The organism is Streptomyces sp. NPDC025784, from assembly GCF_055558435.1.
This window is the reverse complement of sequence record NZ_JBVHMN010000005.1, coordinates 348517-364881: the sequence shown is the minus strand read 5'-3', so window position 1 is coordinate 364881 and position 16365 is coordinate 348517. Positions and strand designations below refer to the sequence as shown.

Below are 16365 nucleotides of genomic sequence, written 5' to 3'. Positions count from 1 at the left end.
CCGACCGTCTTCCCTCCGGAGGCACACCGCATGCGAGGCAAGGGAATCCACTACGACACCGGCACCTTTCCCAACGGCGACACTTCGCGACCTGTCTTCGACGCCGACATCGTCGAGCGTGACATGCGGGTCATCGCCGAGGACCTGCACTGCACCACGATCCGCATCACCGGTGGGGACCCGGACCGGATCGAAACCGCCGCGCGCCACGCGGCAGCCGCCGGGCTCGAGGTCTGGTTCTCACCCTTTCCCTGCGAGATGACCGACGAGGAGATGCTGCCCTTCTTCGCCGACTGCGCCGAACGAGGCGAACGCCTGCGCCGCGAAGGCGCCGGCGTCGTCCTCGTCACCGGCTGCGAACTCAGCCTGTTCGCCCGCGGATACCTGCCCGGCGACACCTTCAACGACCGCATTCCGGTCCTGGCCGGCCCTGACCGCGAAGCTGCCCTGAAGCACATTCCCGGCAAGGTCAACGCCTTCCTCGGCGAGGTCGTCCGTACCGTCCGTCCTCTCTTCGCCGGCCCCGTCAGCTACGCCTCCTGCCCCCTGGACGGCGTGGACTGGGGCCCGTTCGACATCGTCGGCCTGGACGCCTTCCGAAGCCTGCGCAACAGCGCCACCTACCGCGAAGACCTGCGCAAGGGGTTCACCCATGGCAAGCCGGTCGCCATCACGGAAGTCGGCTGTTGCACCTTCGGCGGAGCGGGCGATCACGGCGGCGCGGGCTGGTACGTGGCCATGCAGCCGGACGGCGTCACCCCCAAGCCGGAATTCCTGCGTGACGAGGGCGAACAGGTCCGCTGTCTCGACGACCTCATGCCCGTCTTCGAGGACGAGGGAGTCGACTCGGTCTTCTGGTTCACCTTCGCCGGCTACGGCACGCCCCACCGAGTGAACGGCCCGGACCCCGACCTCGCCTCCTACGGCATCGTCAAGATCCTCGACGAGAAGAGCGACTACCCGCGGGAGACGCGCGCCTACCCCGACATGCCCTGGGAACCGAAGGAAGCGTTCTACGCGCTCGCCGACCACTACCGGACACTCGACTAGCACGGGCCCCCATCAGCGCCGCAACGTGACCGTGCGCCGGGGGAGGAGACACCATGCCGGTTCTTCGGCCCTGCGGCGGCCGACGGGGGGACTCCGGCCACGCCGACGGCGGTCGCCGTGACGCCACCTCTTCGCGCCCGCACAACACCCGTCCGGCTCGGAAGCATCAGCCGAGACACACCACGAGCACGCAAATCTTGTCCGGCGATGTCGATATCAGGGCAGGGCTGCTCTGCGAGCCGGACGAGTCCGTGCCGTGGGCGGTCGTGGGCTGCGACGACTGATCCGTCGTCGTGCCGGATTGGCTCGGTGCGGTGGTGTCGGCCACCGGAGCGGTGCTCTGCGGCTGCGGTGTCGACGCCGCAGCCGGACGGGACGGCGCGGTGGAGTCCGACCGGACGATCGGCAGCGTCGCTCGGGGCGTGGCCGACAGGGACTGCTGCCGTGGGGCGTTGGTCGTCGCCCGCTGCGGCAGGGAATGGGTGGGAGACGAGTGGCGTGCGTCCTGAGCGGGGGCCGGTGTGGATGCCGGACGGTCCTGCTCGGGTGGCTGCTCGTGCGCGGTGCCCATGGTCCGGTCGTCCGGCGCCGTGGCCGCCTGTGTCCGGTCGGTGGAGTGCCGGTCCATCGCGGCGATAGTCAGGCCGCCTCCGAAAAGTGCGACGGCGCTCGCGACCGCCGCCCGGCGCTTGTTCTTCTTCCAGCGAGCCAACTGTCGACGGCGTGCAGCCCGCCCCTGCTGCCGGGGCGGCATGCTCTCGGTCTCGGCGGCCGGGGCGTACGGGACCACGTCGTCCGAGGGACTGTCGTACCAGGTGTCGACGCCCCTGCCGGTGCCCGTGTCGGCCCGGTGGGCCGTCGGAGCCGGTCCGACCCCCGTCCTCGCCGGGGCCAGTCGGATGCGGCCGTCGGCGGTGCGCGGGGCGATGTCCGGGGCATAGGCGCCGCACCCGGGACACACCAGGGCACCGTTGAGGTGCCGACGGCACGAGGAGCAGTAATCCATATGTGGTTTTCCGGTCTTCCTGGGTCGACTGCGCCGGCGGCCCGCGTGGGTCACGGCCTGGTCATACGTGCACAGGGGATCGAGCGACCAGTCACGCTAACGGGGCTTTCGAAAGGCTGTGTGCAGCCTGTGTGATGCTCCTGCGTGGGTTCCTTGCGTCAGGAGGGGACAGAGGGACGTATCCGCGCAGATGCACCTACGGCAACGCCCCGTGCTCGCCCGGAGGCCTTGGATCCTCGGCTGCATCTGGTGACCGACCCGTGGATCCGCAGCGTGACCAGGTCGGCACAGGGTGTTGAACCGTGCGCCGTCGCTGGGGTCGGACGGTGCCCGAGAGGCCGTTTCCGCACGGCGGACCGGTCTCGTGGAGGCGGCGTCTCCGCTGCCTATAGGTGTTGTTTTCGGCTGGGTCAAGCCCCGAGTTCCCGGAGCGTGACCCAGCCGGACGAATCCCGCCTACTGGAAGTGCGGGCCTCACCGGAAACACCGGAAAGAAAACGAGGCACCAAAGTCGGTAAATACATCTTTCGATTATCAGAAGGAAAGTGCCATGAATCGCATGACCCGAAAGCACGGCAACATCCGTCCCAAGCGTCGGCTGAGCCTCGCCACGGTGGTGGCGTCGTCCGTAGTGATCGCTGGAGGCGTGCTTCTTCCGGCCACGTCCGCGATGGCGGCCCCGGCGTCCGAGGCATCGGTGGCGGCTCTCGTCGGCGGGCACAAGGACAAGAACCACAAGTGCTACAAGCACCACAAGAACTACAAGTGCAAGGGCCACTGGAAGGGCGGCCACCACAAGGACTACTGGGAGCACCACGGGGGCCACCACAAGGACCACTGGAAGGACCACCACGGGAGCCACCACAAGGACCACTGGAAGGACCACTGGAAGGACAAGGACTCCCAGGGGAAGGACGAGAACAAGGACCCCCGAGGGAAGGACGAGAACAAGGAAACGGATCCGAACGGCAAGGACAACCCGAACGGCACGGAAACTGACCCGAACGGCAAGGACAACCCGAACGGCACGGACACTGGGACCGACACGGGCACGGACACCGGGACCGACACGGGCACGGACACTGGGACCGACACGGGCACGGACGCCGGGACCGACACGGGCACGGACACTGGGACCGACACCGGCACGGATGAGAGTGCTGACACGGGTACCGATGCGGGCACCGACGTAGGTGCGGACGAGACTGCCGACTCGGGTTCCAGTGATGACGGCGGCGGCGACATGGGTGGCAGTGACGACGGCGGCGGCGACATGGGTGGCAGCGACGACGGCGGCGGCGACTCCGGCGGCGACTCGGGCGGCGATGGCGGTGGAGGCGAGTGACCCAACTCCCGCTGACTGTCCGGACAGATTGGTGACGACCGGATCGTAAGACTCCCGGCGAGGGGGTGAAGGCCTTTGAAGGCCTTCACCCCCCTTTCTCGTGGTGTCCGAGCCCTGGTGTGCAGCTGGGAGTCGACGACGGTGCGGCGCCGTCCACTGCGCGGAATTGGGCTGTTCGGTCAATGGGGCGGGATGTCGTGCCCGGCGTCGCGACCACCGCAGGAGTTCGGCCTGATCATGGAGCGTTCGTTCAGAAGTGACCGGCGGAGTGCTCCGGGGCGCGGGGGCCGACATGTCGCCGCGGCTGTCGTGGGCTGCTCGTGGAATGCGCGCTGTGGGTGATGTGGTGAACTGGTTGACGTCGCTGCCGGCGGTGGTGCTGGTCGTGTGCGGGCTCTTCCTCGCCCTGCTGGTCGCGGCCGGGGCGCGAATCGGTGTGCGGGCGCTGGTACCGGTGGAGGAACGGGATCGGGTGCCGCCGATCGTCATGCCTTTGATGCCGACCCTCGGTGCCGCCTTCGCGATCTTTGCGGCGCTCTCGCTGGCCAGCGAGGCCGCCTATTTGCGTACAGCAGAGGGGCTGGTGAGCGACGAGGCGGCCGCGTCCTCCCGGCTGGCCTGGGCGGCGACAAGTCCGCGGGTCCAGTCGGAGCCGATCCACGCGGCCCTGGCGGACTACCTGAAGACCTCGCGTGCCAGGGAGTGGAAAGGTGCGGCCGCGGCGTCCGGTGACGACGCGACCACCGCTCGCGCGATCGCAGAACTGGAGCGGACCGTACGCGCCGAGGCGGCGCGACCCGAAGTGGGTACCACGGCAGGCACGGAGCTGGTGGTTTCCCTGGACGGCGTCACGAGCAGCCGACGTGCCCGCGTCGCCGCTGCTTCGCGCGACGTTCCCGCACTCTACGTGGTCACGCTGGTGGTCAGCGGACTTGCCTTGATCGTGAACTCCGGCGCGCTGGTTTTCCGCAGCAGTCTGCGGACGTCGATGCTCATCGTGGGTGTGGCGAGCGTGGTCGGGCTGAGCCTCGCGTTGCTCTTCGCTCTCAGCGCGCCGTGGAGTGGGGCGTTCATCGCCAGTGGGCATCCATTGGACGCCGTCATCGCGGACCTGAGGTCCGGCTTCTTCGGCGGCGGGCGGTAGGCGGCGGGTGCGACGGTACCGCCGCGGCCTCACCGGCGGTCGGTGAGGCCGGAGGGCCCTGATGGTGTCGGCGGTCGTGGCGAGGTCCGTCCTGCCGCTCAGCCGTTGTGGAGGATCCGGAAGCGATCGGGTCGTGCCGGATCCCGGTCGACGACCTGGACGGGCGGCCGGGCCCATTGCCGGACGCTGATGCCCGGCGTGCGGGTCAACTGGATCTGCCCGCGGGTTCCTTCGACGTTCACGTGCGGCCAGGATTCGGCAATGCGCGCCCGGTCCGTGCCCTGGGAGCGCAGGACATCGGCGAGGACGGTGATGGTGTCGTATCCCTCGAAGGCGACGAAAGAGGGTGCTCCTGCCAGTCGCGTGCGCAGGGCCGCCTCCACTTGTGTGCCGAGTGGGCTGAGTCGCTCCGGCAGGTAACGCAGGAACGGGACAGCGGTGCCGTGATCGCCCAGCAGCGTCGCCCACTCGGCGAACTCGGGTTGCCCGGCGGGAGCACCGATCATGATGTCGGTGAGGCGCTGGTCGCGGCGGACGGCCTCGACGATCGGCACGGCCGGTTCCGGGTGGCCGACCAGGAGAAGGAGAGCTGTCGCGCGATGGTCGACCAGCGCTTCGCACAGGGCGGTGGGGGTGAGAACGCGCATGTCGCACTCGGTGACGGTGCCGCCGTGCGGAGCGAGGTGGTCTCGCAGGATGCGGGCTCCGGATGCCCAGTAGATGCTGGGATCGGCTGCTACGGCGATGTGGCCGTGGCCCGCGCCGAGGAGGAAGTCCCCGTAGACCTGCCAGCCGCGGGACTGCGCCGGGGCGAGGCGTGCGACCCATGGCGTGGGCTGATCGGTGAGCGCGTCGAGAACGGCTGACGAGCACAGGAACGGAAGGCCGAGGGCGTCGGCTCCGGCGGCAGCGGCTCGGGCGACGACGCTGTGGTACTCGCCCGCCACTGCGGCCACGCCCAGGCGGGCCAGTTCGTCGACGGCCGCGGCGGCCTTCCGAGGATCGGCCGCGGTGTCTCGAACCACGAGTTCGAGCGGTCTCCCGGCGATCCCGCCGGTGTCATTGACGTCGCCGACGGCCAGTTCGAGTCCGGCGAGCAGGTGACGGCCGGCTTCGACCCAGCCGGGCCGGGTCAGCGGGACAAGAGCGCCGATCCGGACGGATGATCCGTCGGGCTGCTCTGCTCCGAGCGGCGAGGGCGGCGTATTCATGCGGGGCGTCTCCCGTGTGACGATGCGGTTGGGGTGTGCCCGGGGCACAGGGTGGCAGAGCCCGGTTGTACGCGTTCAGCTCGTCTCGCCGTCGCGGGCACACCTGGGTGATCACGCCGGACATTGCATCCGCCGCCACTGCCTTCGGGCAACCGATGATGAGTTCGCTGAACTGCCGGGCCTCTGCCTCTCTTTGTCGCTGCCCAGGACCCCGCCTGCGTTCAGGTGGTGCTGTCGGGGTTGGTGGTCGGGGGTTTGGAATGGAGGATGTCGCGGGCTTGTTCGGCGGCCCGGGTGATGCTTTCGGAAACGAAGTCGAGGAAGCGGGCGATGTTCTCGAGGCGAGTGGCGGCGGGGGTGCCGGTGCCGAGGACGGGGACACCCTGGCGTGAGGTTTCCGCGAGTCGGGCCGTGGAGTGGGCGCTGGCGATCATGGACTGGTACCAGACGTCGTCGTCGACGACGTAGCGTTCGCGGCGCCCCTCGCCCGCCTCGCGGCGTACCAGGCCTTGGCTCTCGAGGAATGTGATGGCTTTGGAGATGGAGGCGGGGCTCACCTGGAGGTGCCCGGCGAGTTCGGCGGCGGTGAGGCTGCCGGAGTCGGTGAGGGTGAGGCAGGCCATCACGCGGGCCATCATGGTGGGAGCACCGGAGGCCATTATGACGGTGGTGAACACCTCCTGGTACTCGCGTACCGCCTCGGCGTCGCGCCCGTAGGGCTGTTGAGGCGTCTTCGGGCTGCGGGGGGTGGCCTGTTTGCGGCGGTGGGCGCGGTGTTCGGTGGCGCGGTGGGCGATGTCGGCGCGGTAGGCGTTGGGGCCGCCGTTGCGCATGACCTCCCGGGTGATGGTCGAGGTCGGCCGCTCGAGGCGGCGGGCGATCTCGGCGTAGGCGAGGCCGTCGGCCAGCCCCAGCGCGATCTGCTGGCGTTCGGGCTGGGTGAGTCTGCCTCCCGGCATGCGCACTCTCCTTCATTCGCTGCGTCTGCGCCCACCATAGCGTTCACCCTCAATCCATTGCAACGGACCTACTGTCGAAGTGTTGCGTTAGGTCCGAGACCATTGCAATGAAATTCACGCTTCGACCTGCTGTTATGGGGAGTTGACGCAACATCATGGTTGTCGGAGTCGTGAATGCAACGTAGCTTTTCCGTTGTCGGAAACAGCGGGCCGCAAGGGTCCGCGCCGGCAGACAAAGGAGCTGCGTCATGCAGAAGTTCGCCTCTCCCGCCCCCGTCCAGGCCGTCGTCACCATCCCCGCCGGACGCATCCAGCTGATCGCGGCCGACCGTGCCGACACCACCGTGGAGGTCCTGCCCGCGAACGCCGCAAAGAGCCGTGACGTGAAGGCCGCCGAACAGGTCCGGATCACCTACGACGACGGTGTCCTGCGCATCGAGGCCCCGGAGGCCGACAACCGGATCCTCGGCACCTCCGGTTCCGTCGAGGTGACCGTCCAACTGCCGACCGGTTCCCGCGTGGAGGCCAAGACGGCCGCCGCCGGACTCCGGGGCGTGGGGCACCTCGGCCACGTGTCCTTCGACGGTGCGAGCGGCACGGTCAAGCTGGACGAGGCCGACAGCGCCGAACTGGTCGGCCTGGACGCCGACATCACGGTCGGCCGCCTCAACGGCTCCGCGGAGATCAGCACCCAGAAGGGCGACGTGACCGTCACCGAAGCCGTGCGCGGCACGCTCACCCTTCGCACGCAGAAGGGCGACATCACCGTGGGCGCCGTCCGCGGTGTCTTTGCCGCCCTCGACGCCGGGACCGGCTACGGCAGGGTCGACAACACGCTGAAGAACGACGGCACCCCGGCCCTGACCATCAAGGCGACCACCACCCACGGCGACATCACCGCCCGCAGTCTCTGAAGGGCGGGAGGCCGCCCCTCGCGGTCCGTGCCCTGCCACGGCATCACGGACCGCGGCTTACAGCCGCTCGTATCCCCCTCTTCGAAGGAACACTGCTCATGACCAGCTTGGCCATCGCGGCGAACGGGCTGCGCAAGTCCTATGGCGACAGGACCGTTCTGGACGGCATCGACCTGGCCGTCCCGGCCGGTTCCGTGTTCGCTCTGCTCGGACCGAACGGCGCCGGCAAGACCACTGCCGTCAAGATCCTCTCCACTCTCATCACCCCCGACCCCGGCTCCGGCGAACTGCGAGTCGGTGGGCACGACTTGGCCGCCGAGGCGCAGGCCGTCCGCGCGGCGATCGGTGTCACCGGGCAGTTCTCCGCGGTCGACGGGCTGATCACGGGGGAGGAGAACATGCTCCTCATGGCGGATCTGCACCACCTGTCCAAGGAGGAAGGACGGCGGGTCACTGCCGAACTGCTGGAGCGCTTCGACCTGGTGGAGGCCGCGACGAAGCCCGCCTCGACCTATTCCGGCGGGATGAAGCGGCGCCTGGACATCGCCATGACCCTCGTGGGAAGTCCGCGGATCATCTTCCTCGACGAGCCGACCACCGGCCTGGACCCGCGCTCCCGGCACAACATGTGGCAGATCATCCGCGAACTGGTCACCGGCGGCGTGACGGTCTTCCTCACCACCCAGTATCTGGAGGAGGCCGACGAACTCGCCGACCGGATCGCGGTGTTGAGCAACGGAAGGATCGCCGCCGAGGGCAGTGCCGAGGAACTGAAGCGGATCGTGCCCGGCGGGCACGTGAAACTCCGCTTCACCGACCCGGCCGCCTATCGGAACGCCGCCACCGCGCTGGGTGACGCCGCTGCCCGCGACGACGACGCTCTTGCGCTGCAGATCCCCAGCGACGGCAGCCAGCGGGCACTGCGCTCCCTCCTCGACCGCCTGGACGCGGCCGGCATCGAGGCGGACGAGCTGACCGTGCACACCCCCGACCTCGACGACGTGTTCTTCGCCCTCACCGGCGACACGAACATCCCTGCCCAGTCCGCCCAGTCCGCCCAGTCCGCCCAGTCCAAGGAGGCTGTCCGATGAGCTCTGTGTCCCTCGCCGTGCGTGACTCGGCCACGATGCTGCGCCGCAACCTGCTGCACGCCCGCCGTTACCCGTCGCTCACTTTGAACCTGCTGCTCACCCCGGTCATGCTGTTGCTGCTGTTCGTCTACATCTTCGGCAACACCATGAGCGGTGGGCAGGGCCGGACCGCCTACATCGCCTACCTCGTCCCCGGCATCCTGTTGATGACCATCGGCTCCACCACCATCGGCACCGCCGTCTCGGTCTCGACCGACATGAACGAGGGGATCATCGCCCGCTTCCGCACCATGGCCATCCACCGCAGTTCCGTGCTGTTCGGCCACGTCGCCGGCAGCGTGCTGCAAGCGATCATCAGTGTGGTCCTGGTCGGCGCCGTCGGTGTCGCGATGGGCTTTCGCTCCACCGACGCCACTGTCCTGGAGTGGCTGGCGGCGTTCGGACTGCTCGCCCTGGTCGCCCTCGCGTTCACCTGGATCGCGGTCGGCATGGGCCTGTCCAGCCCCAACGCCGAAGCGGCCAGCAACAACGCCATGCCGCTGATCCTGCTGCCGCTGATCTCCAGCGCCTTCGTCCCGCTCGACTCGATGCCGGGCTGGTTCCAGCCGATCGCCGAGTACCAGCCCTTCACCCCCGCCATCGAGACCCTGCGCGGACTCCTTCTCGGTACCGGGATCGGCAACAACGGATGGATCGCCGTCGGCTGGTGCCTCGTCCTGACCGTCCTCGGGTATCGCTGGTCCAAGGCACAGTTCGACCGCGACCCGAAGTAGCCGCCATGGCAACGCGGGCGACCCCCGCACTCCGTCCCATCCCAACCGGCGTCCCGCGCCGACGGCGGCGTACACCGGCACCGCGCCGGAGTACGCCGCCGTTTGCGTACACAGCTCCAGGGATGCCGACAGGGTGATCGACGCGTTCCGAGCGGCCGCCGAGCGGTGCAAGACCTTCAAGGACATCCAGGTGGACTTCCGCTACAGCGACACGGAAGTCGAGCCAGGTGCCGGCTATGGCGATGAATCGGTGTCCCTGCGGCTCACCCAGCTCGCCGCGGACAGCGAGGACGAGGAGCCCGTCCGGGTGCCCTTCGCGGTGGTGGCTGTTCGGCAGGGCACGACGGTCGCCATGTTCTCCACGTTCAACCGGCCCCGGGGGCCGCGGGAGCCGGACCCGGCACGTGTACCGGATGCCATCATCAAGGCACAGCTGACCAAGCTCGACGAGCCGGGGCTTTCCGGATGACCGCTCAGCGCCTGCGGTGCCCGAGTCCGCGCGGCTGCTCGGGCGAATCTCGCGTGCGCCGCGGTCGGTGGACGGAGCAGACTGCCGGGCATGGTCGACATGGGCATGTTCCGGTACGAGGTCGCAAGCTGGGCGGGCGGTGGCTCCGGTGAGCCGGCGAGAGAGCTGGCCGAGCTCGTCGGGGTGCATACGGCGGTGTTGCTGGAGGGGCTGAGCGACCTCGCGGCCGTAGAAGCGCTGGCCGCGGGCCGGAGCCGTGACCTGGCGGCCGAGGGGGTGTGCGTGGTGGCGATGGGTGGGGCGATGAGCGTCGGCCGCTACGCACAGATCCTGGGGCCGTCCGGTCTGGGCCTGCGCCTGATAGGTCTGTGCGACGAACGGGAGAGGCCCTTCTTCGACCGAGCCCTCAACTCGGCGCCACACTCGGGTGTCTTCGTCTGCACGGCGGATCTGGAGGACGAGCTCATCCGGGCGTTGGGCTCGGCGCGTATCGAGCAGATCATCCAGGCCGAGGACGAGCTGCGTGCCTGGCAGACATTCCTCCAGCAGCCCGCCCAGCACGGCCGACCCCGGCACCAGCAGTTGCGGCGCTTCATGGGTACGAAGAAGGGGCGCAAGATTCGTTACGGCCGCCTCCTGGTCCAAGCCCTCACCCCCGACCAGGTGCCCGCCCCGTTGGACGGCCTTCTCGCCGGCTTGTGAGGGCGCCCGATATCTGACGGTCGGTCAGGACCGGGTGCCCCGCGATCGTGAGGGCGACATGAAGACGTTGGACATCAACGTGTCGCTCCCGACGCGCAACGAGGGTCGCAGGCACCCAACGAACCCCACAGGGCAGGGCCGTTCGGTCCCGCGAGCGCAGGCCTTCGGGCGACACCCTGGGCCTGGGAAGGTTCTGGGCCAAGCTGCCGTTCGTCCGCGACCACGCCTGGCTCCGCTGAGCCCGGACGGCGGTGAGTCGACCGCTCGGTCCGACGCGCCGCAGCGTGCGGGGGCCGGCCGGCTCGCATCGGGCCCGGTGGCCCCTGCGCGAGGACTCCCCCGGACTCGCATCGCCCCAGATGTGAGGTGGTGGCTGCCTGCACAGGGACGCAGGGCTCCGTGGTCGCCGAACGGCCCTCGGGTGCAAGGGCATTGACAAGCAGGAAAGCTCCAGGCCGCTCGGGCCCGGAGCTCAGGACATCCGGCGTTCAGCCGGTCTTGTGGCCCCAACGTGGTCCGACCAGGTCCCATTCTCTGCCCCAGGCGTCGACGCGACGCTGGTCGAGCCGCCACCGGGCGACGGCTCCGGCACCGAACACGAGCCCGGCGAGAGCGGTCGCGGCCGCGGTGCCCAGGAAGACCGATTCGATGGCTGCTTCCGCGGAGCTCGTCGGTGCGGGGGTGAGGCGCCCTTGGCCGTTCTGCCAGACCGTGACATGGGATCCGGCCTTCAGACCGGCGTGCACGGGGGTCCGCCCGGTGCGGGACGAGCCGTCGGACGCCGACCAGCGCACGGACGCCGTCCGGAGGTCGGTGGCCCCACCGACCGCGGTGCCGGCGCGCGGGACGTCATGCAGAACGACGGCTTCGACGGAATGCCGCTCGGCCCGCTGGCGCGCGAACGCCTCATCGGCGGCATGAGCGGTCACCAGTCCGGCGATGGCGCCTCCCACGGTGAAGACCGTCCACACGGCGAGCACGATCCAGGCTTCGACGATGTCGTCGCGTCGGCGCAGTGGGTTGCTGCGCCACCGCCACAACCGATTCCTCACCTGCTTGCCACGGGGCATCGGACCGCACCTCCTCCTTGTCGTTCCGGGGACACCTACGAAGGTGACAGCGTGGACGGGTGTCGCTGCATGGGCCGACCAGCTGTCGCCGCTGGGCTGCACGGAGCCAACTCTTCGGTGAACAAGGGGCGTTCACCCCAAGGAGCCCCGGGCAGGTGGCTCCGGCCACGAGGGAGGCCGAAGGCGCAGGGTCCGAGCATGAAGAGCCTCACTGGATCTCGAGGACCTCGTTCACCGGCCGCCGCGGCGTCCTCGGTCCCGAGGAGCCGTAGCCGAGCCGGAAGACGATCTGTACGAAGCCCATGGCCGACTCCGGGGAGCGTGCGGTCCAGCGGAGTTCGGGCCACTCGAGGGCCTGGGAGGTGAGCGAGGTGGCCAGCCCGTCGAGGGTGGCCTGCAGCAGGACGCGCTCCATGGCCTGGCCCGCCACCACCCAGTCCCTGGGGCCGTCGTCGGTGGTGCCGAGCACGGCTACCTGGGGAGCGTTCTCGAATGTGGCGGTCTCGCGGCCGGGAACGGACAATCCAGCGGCGAAGTCCCGTACGGGCGCCTTGCCACGCCGTTTGCGAGGGCCAAAGGCGTAGTCCGGTACGCCGTCACCTGCGGTTTCCGCTGACTCGGCGCCGACGCGGACCCAGCGTTTCCGTTCCTCGGAGGCTGCGGTGTCCGCGGCATCGCGCCCTTCCGCATCGTTGACCAGATCCAGGAGCGTCTGCACATGCCATGCCTCGGGGAACATCAGCCGTGCTCCCTCCAGCAGGGCGGCGGCGCTCAAGGCGTCCTTGATCGGCTGGGGTATCTCCTCGTCCGAGAACGGGTGACGACTGGTGTGGCGGCGATGGATCGCCGGATGGAGCAGGGCGAGGTCCTTCTCCACATCGTGCCCGGGGGACGTGGGGTCGGTCAGCCGCATCACCGCGAGCAGTTGCGGGTCGGCTGGGTCGGGCAGCAATTCGGTGGCCGCTCCCCATCCCGCGTGGGCGGCGGCGACGCGCAGGTTGAACAGGGCTGCCGCACAGCCCAGGTGGAGAGCGCGGTGGGACGGGTCGGCCCGAGGCATGGCCCGCTCCAGATCGGAGCGCACCTGGAAGGCGCGGTCGTCGCGGTGGAAGCGGAATTTCCACGGCTGCGCGTTGTGCATGGAAGGAGCGGCTGTGGCGTCCTCGACCAGAGCCGTGACAGTCTGCAGGTCAAGTGCTTGAACTGACACCGGATCTTCCTCCCTTCTAGGGCCGACAGGCCGTTCGTGGAAGGGCGACTCGCGTCTCTTCCACTATTCCACGGGGTCCCGGCGCGGGCAGCCGAAGCGGTCGGGGGCGAGTGCGTGGAGCGGGGTGTCGACGACCGAAGTGCGGAACAGGACGTCATCCACTTCCCGCGGCCACCGGTCGCGGTCCCCGAACTCGTCGGTTCGGAGCCTCACCTTCACGATCGGCTCTCCGTCCCCCTCCGTCATGGGTCGAGGGGAGCAACGGGGTGGGCCATTGGTCCCGTCCTCCCCAGCGGCGCGGGAGCGGGCGGCCCGGGGTACGAGGAAGCGCATGCTTCCCGAGGTCGCACCCTGGCTCGCTCCTTCAGGACCTTCGGGCCATGAGCATGATCCGGTCGGGATCTCCCCGTCGTCCCGCAGCGCTGCCAGGATGGATGTGCCTGGTGTGGCTGGTGTCCAGGAGGGATCATGGTTGACGTGCACGAGACGGTTGTCGTGGGTGTGGACGGATCCGAGAAGGCTGTGGAAGCTGTCCGGCTGGCCGCCGCCGAAGCCGCCGCCAGGAGCGTGTCCCTGCACATCGTGCACGCGACCGCCCTCGACGGCGGGAAGCGGCCCGACCCTGCGGACCAGCTGTTGCTCGACGCGGGGCAGGACGTCCTGGACGAAGCGGTCGCGCAGGTGGCCGCACAGGTGCCCCAGCTGTGTGTCACCTCCACCCTCAGCCGGGACTCCGCCGTACGGGCTTTGCTGGGCGCGGCAGGAGCCGGCGGGATCATCGTCGTGGGTTCGCGCGGGCTCGGCGGGTTCTCGGCACTCTTGCTCGGCTCGGTCGGACTTCGGCTCGCGGCGCGCGTGACGGGTCCGCTCATCGTGGTCCGTGGCGCTCCCGAGCCTGTCCGGACAGGAGTTGTCCTGGCCGCCGCACGGGACGAGCGCGACCTCGACGCGCTGCGCTTCGCGGCGGAGACCGCCGACCGCCGCAAGTCGTCACTCCGTGTGTTGAGCTGTTATCGCTTCTATCAGTACGCAGGGAGCATGGTGCCGATGATCGACGACCGCACGGAGGTCCCCGAGGAACAGGTGAGTGCCACCTCCCGCCTTCTGGGGTTCCTGCGGGACGGATTCCCCGCCCTGACGGTGACAGTCGACGCAGTGCGAGCGTCGTCCACGGCTGGTGCGCTGGTCGACGCGTCCGGACGCGCGGATCTGCTCGTGGTCGGTGCCCGTCGGCCGGCTCACGCGATCGGTGCGCCACTGGGACACGTGGCCCATGCGGTGCTGCACCATGCTCAGTGCCCGGTTGCGATGGTTCCGTGTCGTGGGCCTCACGGCGAGGATGGCTGACCTTCCCAGGAGACGCCCGGCGCCGGGTGACGGCCGGGACCCGCGGTCCAGCCTGGACGGACTCCGCCAAGGATCCGCCCGCGGAATGCCCGCGGTGACCGGCGGTGAGGGGCGGCAGTGCCGCTCTCTTCACTGCGCGGACGGGCTGATCCGGCGACCCGTGAGGCGTGTCGGCCTGATCGACACCCACATGTCGCGGTCGCCTCCCGCCCACGGAGTGCTGTGGGCGTGGTCGACCAGCCGCCGTATCTCGTCGGGCTCGGTGACCACCCGGGCGGGTCCGACGGCGAGCACGCTCCAGCCCACGCTCATCGTCTCGTCCACATGATCGACTTCGAAGGCGACATCCGTTCCCACGGCCGCTGCGGGTGCCGAGTCGGGCGCGGTCCGGAAGGCGATGGTGTCGTCGACCACGTCGTAGTTCACCGGAAATACCCCTGGCCCGTCCGGTGTCGACACCGCGACGCGTCCCAGGCCGTGCGTGGAGAGCCGGGCGCGGCACTCGTCCGGGCTGAGGTCCTGCAGCTGAGGGGTGAGGAGCGCCTGACCCCGGCCGGGTGGCAGGTCGACACCGCCGCCGCGCAGGGCGTCGACGGACGTACCGAGCGCCGCGGCGAGGCGGAGGAGAGCCGCCAGGCTCGGGGCGGCCGATCGCTCTTCGAGGTATGCCAGGTACTGCGGCGCCATGCTGGCCCGGCGGGCTGCCTCTGTCTGGGTCAGCCCCTGGCGGCGGCGTTCGGCGGCGATGCGACGTCCGATGTCACCCGCGTGGGATGCCGCTTCGGGCCCGGGCATGCCGGGTGCGCTCCCCGCCTGCTGACGTGCCTCGTCCGTACTCGACGGGGAAGGTCGGTCCGCGCTTCCTTCCGACCCGTGGTCGAGGTGACGAATGTGCGCGTCGGGCCCGGGGAAAACGAGCGTCACCTCGTCCGTGTCCGACCAGTGCACGTCGTAGGGAGGGGTTCCGTCCTCGTGGTGGAGTCCGACGATCTCGCCGTCGCGCCTGTTCGTGCCAGTGCCCGGGCTTTCGACCACGAGTTGATCGCCGAGGTGAGCTCGCATGATCGCCGTCCTTTCCTCAGAACGGTGCTGTATCCAACGTGCCACGCACGGCGTGCCTCCGCATGGCCTGGGCTGGACGCTGTGGTGATCCTGCGCCTGTCAGTGCTCGCTGGTGGCGATGTAGGTGCCGTGCCAGGTGTGATCCCACACGGCGCCGGTGGAGGCGTTGACCGACAGCATGCCGTCGATCTTCCCCGATCGCAGGGTGTGCAGGGTGTAGTAGCCGGGGAATGCCTCCGGTTCGCCGGTGGTCAGGTGGCCGCCCTGGTTCCGCAGCCACCGCTGTGCGAGGTCCTGGGCCCGGTCGGGAGAGATCCGGTTCTGTGTCTGGCCGCGCGGGTGCATGCCGTAGTCGGTGTTCCACATCATCGCCGGCCCGTACTCGATCCCGGTGTCGCCGTCGGCCGGATCGACGAGGATCTCGGTGGCGTGCTTTCCGGTCGGGGTCTCCAGTTCGGCGTAGAAGTTCCTCGAGAACTGCATGACCTCGCCGACGCGCAGGCCGAGCCGGTCCGCGAAGGCGTCGGCGTGACGGCGAGCCTGGTCCAGACTCTTCACCGGCGTGCCGTCACCACGGACCCAGTACGGCCCGCCCATCATGCCGGGCCCCCACCAGCAGTCGCTGCCCATCATGCCCGGACCCCACGTGTCGCTGTCGTCGTCCGAAGCGCCCGGTCCCGGGCAATTGCTGTCCGAGGGCCGGGGCTGGACGGAGACCGGGCTCTGGGGCGTGCTGTCGGTGTTGCTCTGGCCTGCCGCAGATCCGGCGGCCAGTGTGCCGGTCAGCGCCAGGGCCGCCAGTGCGGCAGCGGCCCGCCTGCGCGTAGTGAGCATGATCCTCACCCTTCCTGCCCGTTCCGGCTGCGTCCGCCTGACCCGGCGGACGCGGGCCTGTCCCCTCCAGCGTGTCGCCGGCCGGGATGATCCGACCAGGGGCCGTCCGGACCCGCCGGTGCACCGATCGGCCCTGCTGTGAGCGGCGTCGACGACTCGACGTGAAGGGGCCGCACCG

The 16365-nt window shown here is 69.5% G+C and carries 17 protein-coding genes; 9 read left to right on the top strand and 8 right to left on the bottom strand.

Annotated elements, in window-relative coordinates:
* Positions 1–30 precede the first annotated feature (30 nt).
* Positions 31–1050: a hypothetical protein gene (locus ACZ4IF_RS15130; RefSeq protein ID WP_467562941.1), complete on the top strand. Its 1020-nt coding sequence runs from the start codon at positions 31–33 to the stop codon at positions 1048–1050.
* A 166-nt stretch (positions 1051–1216) separates the two neighbouring features.
* Here the strand turns inward: ACZ4IF_RS15130 and ACZ4IF_RS15125 are convergent, their stop codons facing one another.
* On the bottom strand, positions 1217–2056 hold the full coding sequence (locus ACZ4IF_RS15125; protein ID WP_467562939.1) for an SCO2400 family protein: 840 nt from the start codon (positions 2054–2056) through the stop codon (positions 1217–1219).
* Positions 2057–2615: 559 nt separating this feature from the next.
* Here ACZ4IF_RS15125 and ACZ4IF_RS15120 point away from each other — a divergent pair.
* Positions 2616–3401 carry a hypothetical protein gene (locus ACZ4IF_RS15120; RefSeq protein ID WP_467562937.1) on the top strand — a complete coding sequence of 262 codons (786 nt, stop codon included), beginning with the start codon at positions 2616–2618 and terminating at the stop codon, positions 3399–3401.
* 334 nt (positions 3402–3735) lie between these two features.
* Positions 3736–4545: a bestrophin-like domain gene (locus tag ACZ4IF_RS15115; protein ID WP_467562935.1), complete on the top strand. Its 810-nt coding sequence runs from the start codon at positions 3736–3738 to the stop codon at positions 4543–4545.
* Positions 4546–4643: 98 nt separating this feature from the next.
* On the opposite strand, the gene ACZ4IF_RS15110 is transcribed toward ACZ4IF_RS15115, so the two are convergent.
* Together ACZ4IF_RS15110 and ACZ4IF_RS15105 are read right to left on the bottom strand one after the other, a co-directional pair.
* A complete protein-coding gene (locus ACZ4IF_RS15110) occupies positions 4644–5756 on the bottom strand; it encodes an ABC transporter substrate-binding protein (protein WP_467562933.1) in 1113 nt (370 codons plus the stop codon).
* 221 nt (positions 5757–5977) lie between these two features.
* Positions 5978–6715, bottom strand: coding sequence for a GbsR/MarR family transcriptional regulator (locus ACZ4IF_RS15105; protein WP_467562931.1), 738 nt, complete (start codon positions 6713–6715; stop codon positions 5978–5980).
* A gap of 248 nt (positions 6716–6963) precedes the next feature.
* On the opposite strand from ACZ4IF_RS15105, the gene ACZ4IF_RS15100 reads away from it, so the two are divergent.
* The 5 genes from ACZ4IF_RS15100 to ACZ4IF_RS15080 all read left to right on the top strand — a co-directional run bounded on the left by ACZ4IF_RS15100 (position 6964) and on the right by ACZ4IF_RS15080 (position 10664).
* Complete coding sequence (locus ACZ4IF_RS15100; RefSeq protein ID WP_467562929.1) at positions 6964–7629, top strand: DUF4097 family beta strand repeat-containing protein; 666 nt, start codon at positions 6964–6966, stop codon at positions 7627–7629.
* Between the two features lie 98 nt (positions 7630–7727).
* Entirely contained in the window at positions 7728–8720 is a 993-nt protein-coding gene (locus ACZ4IF_RS15095; protein ID WP_467562927.1) for an ATP-binding cassette domain-containing protein, read from the top strand.
* Positions 8717–9493, top strand: coding sequence for an ABC transporter permease (locus ACZ4IF_RS15090; protein ID WP_467562925.1), 777 nt, complete (start codon positions 8717–8719; stop codon positions 9491–9493). Before ACZ4IF_RS15095 ends, ACZ4IF_RS15090 begins: the two co-directional genes overlap by 4 nt.
* Positions 9494–9626: 133 nt before the next feature.
* Positions 9627–9962 (top strand): hypothetical protein, encoded by a 336-nt coding sequence (locus ACZ4IF_RS15085; RefSeq protein WP_467562924.1) that lies wholly within the window; start codon positions 9627–9629, stop codon positions 9960–9962.
* Positions 9963–10052: 90 nt separating this feature from the next.
* Complete coding sequence (locus ACZ4IF_RS15080) at positions 10053–10664, top strand: TOPRIM nucleotidyl transferase/hydrolase domain-containing protein (protein ID WP_467562922.1); 612 nt, start codon at positions 10053–10055, stop codon at positions 10662–10664.
* 488 nt (positions 10665–11152) lie between these two features.
* Here the strand turns inward: ACZ4IF_RS15080 and ACZ4IF_RS15075 are convergent, their stop codons facing one another.
* The 3 genes from ACZ4IF_RS15075 to ACZ4IF_RS15065 all read right to left on the bottom strand — a co-directional run bounded on the left by ACZ4IF_RS15075 (position 11153) and on the right by ACZ4IF_RS15065 (position 13190).
* Complete coding sequence (locus ACZ4IF_RS15075) at positions 11153–11734, bottom strand: Rv1733c family protein (protein ID WP_467562920.1); 582 nt, start codon at positions 11732–11734, stop codon at positions 11153–11155.
* A gap of 208 nt (positions 11735–11942) precedes the next feature.
* On the bottom strand, positions 11943–12944 hold the full coding sequence (locus tag ACZ4IF_RS15070) for an Acg family FMN-binding oxidoreductase (RefSeq protein WP_467562918.1): 1002 nt from the start codon (positions 12942–12944) through the stop codon (positions 11943–11945).
* 63 nt (positions 12945–13007) lie between these two features.
* The gene (locus ACZ4IF_RS15065; protein WP_467562916.1) at positions 13008–13190 is read right to left on the bottom strand and encodes a hypothetical protein; all 183 of its coding nucleotides are present in this window, start codon (positions 13188–13190) and stop codon (positions 13008–13010) included.
* A 222-nt stretch (positions 13191–13412) separates the two neighbouring features.
* Between ACZ4IF_RS15065 and ACZ4IF_RS15060 the strand changes: the two genes are divergently transcribed.
* Positions 13413–14291 (top strand): universal stress protein, encoded by an 879-nt coding sequence (locus ACZ4IF_RS15060; protein ID WP_467562914.1) that lies wholly within the window; start codon positions 13413–13415, stop codon positions 14289–14291.
* Between the two features lie 129 nt (positions 14292–14420).
* Here the strand turns inward: ACZ4IF_RS15060 and ACZ4IF_RS15055 are convergent, their stop codons facing one another.
* Together ACZ4IF_RS15055 and ACZ4IF_RS15050 are read right to left on the bottom strand one after the other, a co-directional pair.
* Positions 14421–15353: a pyridoxamine 5'-phosphate oxidase family protein gene (locus tag ACZ4IF_RS15055; RefSeq protein ID WP_467562912.1), complete on the bottom strand. Its 933-nt coding sequence runs from the start codon at positions 15351–15353 to the stop codon at positions 14421–14423.
* A gap of 99 nt (positions 15354–15452) precedes the next feature.
* A complete protein-coding gene (locus tag ACZ4IF_RS15050; protein WP_467562910.1) occupies positions 15453–16187 on the bottom strand; it encodes a hypothetical protein in 735 nt (244 codons plus the stop codon).
* Positions 16188–16365 lie beyond the last annotated feature (178 nt).